Source organism: Dialister sp. UBA1703, assembly GCA_002320515.1.
Classification (GTDB): Bacteria; Bacillota; Negativicutes; order Veillonellales; family Dialisteraceae; genus Dialister.
This window is the reverse complement of sequence record DCJJ01000168.1, coordinates 1-3,960: the sequence shown is the minus strand read 5'-3', so window position 1 is coordinate 3,960 and position 3,960 is coordinate 1. Positions and strand designations below refer to the sequence as shown.

Annotated in this window: 4 protein-coding genes and 1 tRNA gene; all 5 read left to right on the top strand. The window is 51.4% G+C overall.

The genetic code is table 11. The features are described 5' to 3' along the window. Nucleotides 1–241: 241 nt before the first annotated feature. The 5 genes from ispG (at nucleotide 242) to B2Y11_RS08255 (ending at nucleotide 3,724) form a co-directional block, all read left to right on the top strand. Nucleotides 242–1,297, top strand: coding sequence for a flavodoxin-dependent (E)-4-hydroxy-3-methylbut-2-enyl-diphosphate synthase (gene ispG, locus B2Y11_RS08275; protein ID WP_291057985.1), 1,056 nt, complete (start codon nucleotides 242–244; stop codon nucleotides 1,295–1,297). 478 nt (nucleotides 1,298–1,775) lie between these two features. Then, nucleotides 1,776–1,852, top strand: a tRNA-Pro gene (locus tag B2Y11_RS08270). 60 nt (nucleotides 1,853–1,912) lie between these two features. Next, nucleotides 1,913–2,776 (top strand): zinc metalloprotease HtpX, encoded by an 864-nt coding sequence (gene htpX, locus B2Y11_RS08265; RefSeq protein ID WP_291057984.1) that lies wholly within the window; start codon nucleotides 1,913–1,915, stop codon nucleotides 2,774–2,776. 14 nt (nucleotides 2,777–2,790) lie between these two features. Beyond that, the gene (ndk, locus tag B2Y11_RS08260; protein WP_291057983.1) at nucleotides 2,791–3,210 is read left to right on the top strand and encodes a nucleoside-diphosphate kinase; all 420 of its coding nucleotides are present in this window, start codon (nucleotides 2,791–2,793) and stop codon (nucleotides 3,208–3,210) included. A gap of 10 nt (nucleotides 3,211–3,220) precedes the next feature. Then, nucleotides 3,221–3,724 (top strand): cob(I)yrinic acid a,c-diamide adenosyltransferase, encoded by a 504-nt coding sequence (locus B2Y11_RS08255; protein ID WP_291057982.1) that lies wholly within the window; start codon nucleotides 3,221–3,223, stop codon nucleotides 3,722–3,724. The last annotated feature ends 236 nt before the right edge of the window (nucleotides 3,725–3,960 follow it).

Below are 3,960 nucleotides of genomic sequence, written 5' to 3'. Positions count from 1 at the left end.
TTATAAGAATTTTTATGCACTGCTTCGTCATGGGACTCCTTAAATAGCTCGCTATTCGCGTCGTCCCATTCCTTGCATTGCATAAAAATTCAAGAATAAAAGCGGACAGTGATTTAATCAGCGCTTCCCTTAGGAACCTTTTCCTTTTACGGGCCCTATGGGCCCGCCCCCCTTTGGTGCTAACGCACCACCTTTTCCCCGCGCCCCAGGGGCGCATTAACTAAATCAATCAGGTGAAAAAATGGAAACAACCAGACAGATACATGTAGGCAGCGTCGCCATCGGCGGCGGTGCACCCATTGCTATACAGTCCATGAGCACCTTCAGCCCTGTGGACACAGCCTATGCGGCTGCCCAAATCAATGCCCTCCATAAGGCGGGGGCGGATATTGTCCGCATGGCAGTGCCGGACAGGAAAGCAGCGGAAGCGCTGGGAGCGCTTAGGAGTCTGGTGGACGTGCCGCTGGTGGCAGACATCCACTTTGACTACCGCCTGGCTTTGACGGCCATGGAACAGGGGATTGACGCCCTCCGCATCAACCCCGGCAACATCGGGAAACGGGAAAATGTGGTGAAGGTGGTGGATATGGCCAAAGAAAAACATATCCCCATTCGTATCGGCATTAATGCAGGCTCCCTGCCTCAGCACATTCTGGATGCCTACGGCGGTCATCCTACAGCGGAAGGCATGGTGGCCGGCGCCATGGAACATGTGAAAATTCTGGAAGAAGAGGATTTCCATGACATCGTCATTTCCGTTAAATCCACCGACGTTCCCATGATGGTAAAGGCCAACCGCCTTCTCCATGAAGAGGTGAACTATCCACTCCATCTGGGCGTCACCGAAGCAGGCACCCTTTATCGGGGCACCATCAAGTCTGCCATCGGTATCGGAAGCCTCCTTCTGGACGGTATCGGCGACACCATCCGTGTCTCCCTCACCGACGACCCCCTGAAGGAAGTAAAGGCGGCCAGGGAAATACTGAGCTCCGTAGGTATGCAGCAGTATGGCCCCGTCCTCGTTTCCTGCCCTACCTGCGGCCGCACCCAGGTGGATCTCATCCACATGGCCCAGGAAGTGGAAGAAAAAATCCAGAAATTCAAGAAACCTATCCGTGTGGCTGTCATGGGTTGCGCCGTCAACGGTCCGGGAGAAGCCAGGGAAGCGGATTTCGGTATAGCCGGAGGCAAAGGCAGCGGCCTTCTCTTCCGTAAAGGAAAAATCCTCCGTTCCGTGCCGGAAGAAGAACTGATCCCTGCTTTGATGGAAGAAATTGAAAAATTTGAAAATCAATAAAAAAAGGGGCTGTGAAAAATGATTTACATTTTTTCACAGCCCCTTTTTACTCTCCGCCATACAGCACTTGTGACACAAGAGGGTAGAACGTAACGCAGGCTCCTTCCACCGGAAGGAGCTGGGCGGAGCCCTGAGGAACACTTGAAGATAGCTCCAAGCCACTATGAGACATCTTGGGCCCCTTTGGGGCCTCGGATTTTCTTCGAAAATCTCGCCTGACGGCGACACCCCCCCTTCCAAAGGAAGGGGGCTAACGCACTACGTCATGCAGCACTGGTGACACTAATGGTAAGCACGTAACGCTGACTTCATAATCATTGCCGCGAAGCGGCAATCCACAACCCTCGGCGGCGGAGACGCCGTCAAACTTAAGAACCTTTCTTCATAACTCGGGCCACAGCAGGTCTTCAAAAAGAAAAATAAAAAATCCCTTGACAAATCTCTCTTCATTGTGTATCCTATTACTTGTAACCGATGTCGGGACGTAGCTCAGTTTGGTAGAGCGCTACCTTGGGGTGGTAGAGGTCGCATGTTCGAATCATGTCGTTCCGACCACTTTTTTTATTTAAACATATTTATAAAATTCTATTTGTTGCGCAAAGTGAGGTCTTTTCTTTGAACAGAGTCAAATCGGTGATGCTGCTGACACTGCTCAGCGTGATTCTCATGGCAATCGGCGGTGTAGTAGGCGGCAGGAGCGGTGCTTTCACCATGCTTCTCATTTCATTCGCCATGAATTTTTATACCTACTGGAATTGTGACAAGATGGCCCTTCGGGCCTACAATGCCCAGCCTCTGTCGGAGTCCGATGTGCCGGAGCTGTACCAGCTGGTGCGGGATCTGACGGAAAGGGCCCATATGCCCATGCCGCGGCTTTATGTGATTCCTACGGATGTGCCCAATGCCTTTGCTACAGGAAGAAATGAAAACCATGCAGCTGTGGCGGTGACGGAAGGGATTCTTTCCATGCTGGACAGAGATGAATTGGCAGGAGTTTTAAGTCATGAGTTGTCACATATCCGTCATCGTGATACACTGATAATGACGCTGGCTGCTTCTATTGCAACAGCTATCAGCTACATTGCCAATGCAGCCCAGTGGCTTGCCATTTTCGGCGGCGCCAGGGATGAGGAGGGGAGGAATTCCAACCCTATCGCCCTTCTGGTGACCATCGTGGTGGCGCCCCTGGCGGCGACTTTAATCCAGCTGGCCCTGTCCCGGTCCCGGGAGTTCATGGCGGACGCTTCAGGGGCAGCAATTTCCGGCAAACCACTGGCTTTGGCCAGTGCGCTGGAGAAGCTGGACGCCTATGCCCATCATAAGGTGATGGCTGATGCGAAACCGGCTACCAGCGGGCTTTTCATTATTAACCCGCTGGCCGGTGCAGGCGGCGTGGCAAATCTGTTTTCAACGCATCCTTCTACGGAGGAGCGGGTGGAAAAGCTGCGTGAAATCGCAGCACAAATGCATTCTTTTTAAGGAGGGTCATATTTATGGCTGACATTCAGAAAACTCTTGTACTCGTAAAACCGGACGGCGTGAAGAAACACATCTGCGGCGAAGTGATTTCCCGTTTCGAAAGAAAAGGTCTTTCCATCCACGCAATCAAAATGATCAACGTTCCTGTTGAACTGGCTGAAGAACATTATGCTGAACATAAGGGCAAAGGTTTCTTCAAGGTTCTCATCGATTTCATCACTTCCGGCCCCGTTCTGGCTATGGTTATCGAAGGGGAAAATGCTGTAGTAGCAGTTCGTCAGATCAACGGCGCAACCAATCCTCTGGAAGCAGTACCGGGATCTATCCGTGGAGATTTCGCTACCTCCATTGATGAAAACGTGGTTCATGCTTCTGATGCTCCGGAAACAGCAGCAAGAGAAATTGCTCTCTGGTTCCCTGAATTAAAGAAATAAGGTGATTGTCATGGCAAAGGTATATACACGTACAGGAGACAAAGGGCAGACCAGCCTTTTTACCAATGAAAGGGTATCCAAAGGCAGTCTTCGCGTTGAAGCTTATGGTACGGTGGACGAAGCTGACTGCGTTCTTGGTCAGGCCCGTGCTTTTGCAGTTCATGACAATGTAAAGGGAACGATTTTCAAGCTGCAGAAGGAACTGTGGCTCCTCATGGCTGATGTAGCCAGCAAGGGAAAAGAACCGAACATTACGCCGGAACATGTGACCAACCTGGAGCACCTCATCGACCAGTACACCGAAGAGCTGGCTCCCCTGGATCACTTCCTGGTACCGGGTGATACCCAGAGCGAAAGCTTCCTGGATATGGCCCGTACTGTGGTTCGTCGTGCGGAACGGTGCATGTGGCGCCTGTCGGAAGTGGAGGATGTGCATGAAGTGGATATCCGCTATCTGAACCGCCTGTCTGATCTCTGCTTCACCCTGGCCCGTTATGAGGCGGAAGTGAAGTAATTCGCTCCCTGATTGGAAAGGAGCTATTCATGTGATTGAATAGCTCCTTTTTTTATTTTATAATGGCGGAAGAGACGCTTTTAGTGATATGCCCCGCGGGCGTGAAGGTTCAGAGGGTTCGGCCCGCTAAAAGTGGGCTGGTTCAGAAGGTTCAAAGGGGAAGGTAGGCGCCCTTAAATAATGAAGGGCGCCAGTATAAATAAAACCGATTAAGTGGGCTAGGGAAGCACTGATTA

Bases quoted from the DNA above. Each gene is read 5' to 3' on its own strand.
- ispG (WP_291057985.1), top strand. From the start codon at position 242: ATGGAAACAACCAGACAGATACATGTAGGCAGCGTCGCCATCGGCGGC.
- B2Y11_RS08255 (WP_291057982.1), top strand. From the start codon at position 3,221: ATGGCAAAGGTATATACACGTACAGGAGACAAAGGGCAGACCAGCCTT.
- ndk (WP_291057983.1), top strand. From the start codon at position 2,791: ATGGCTGACATTCAGAAAACTCTTGTACTCGTAAAACCGGACGGCGTG.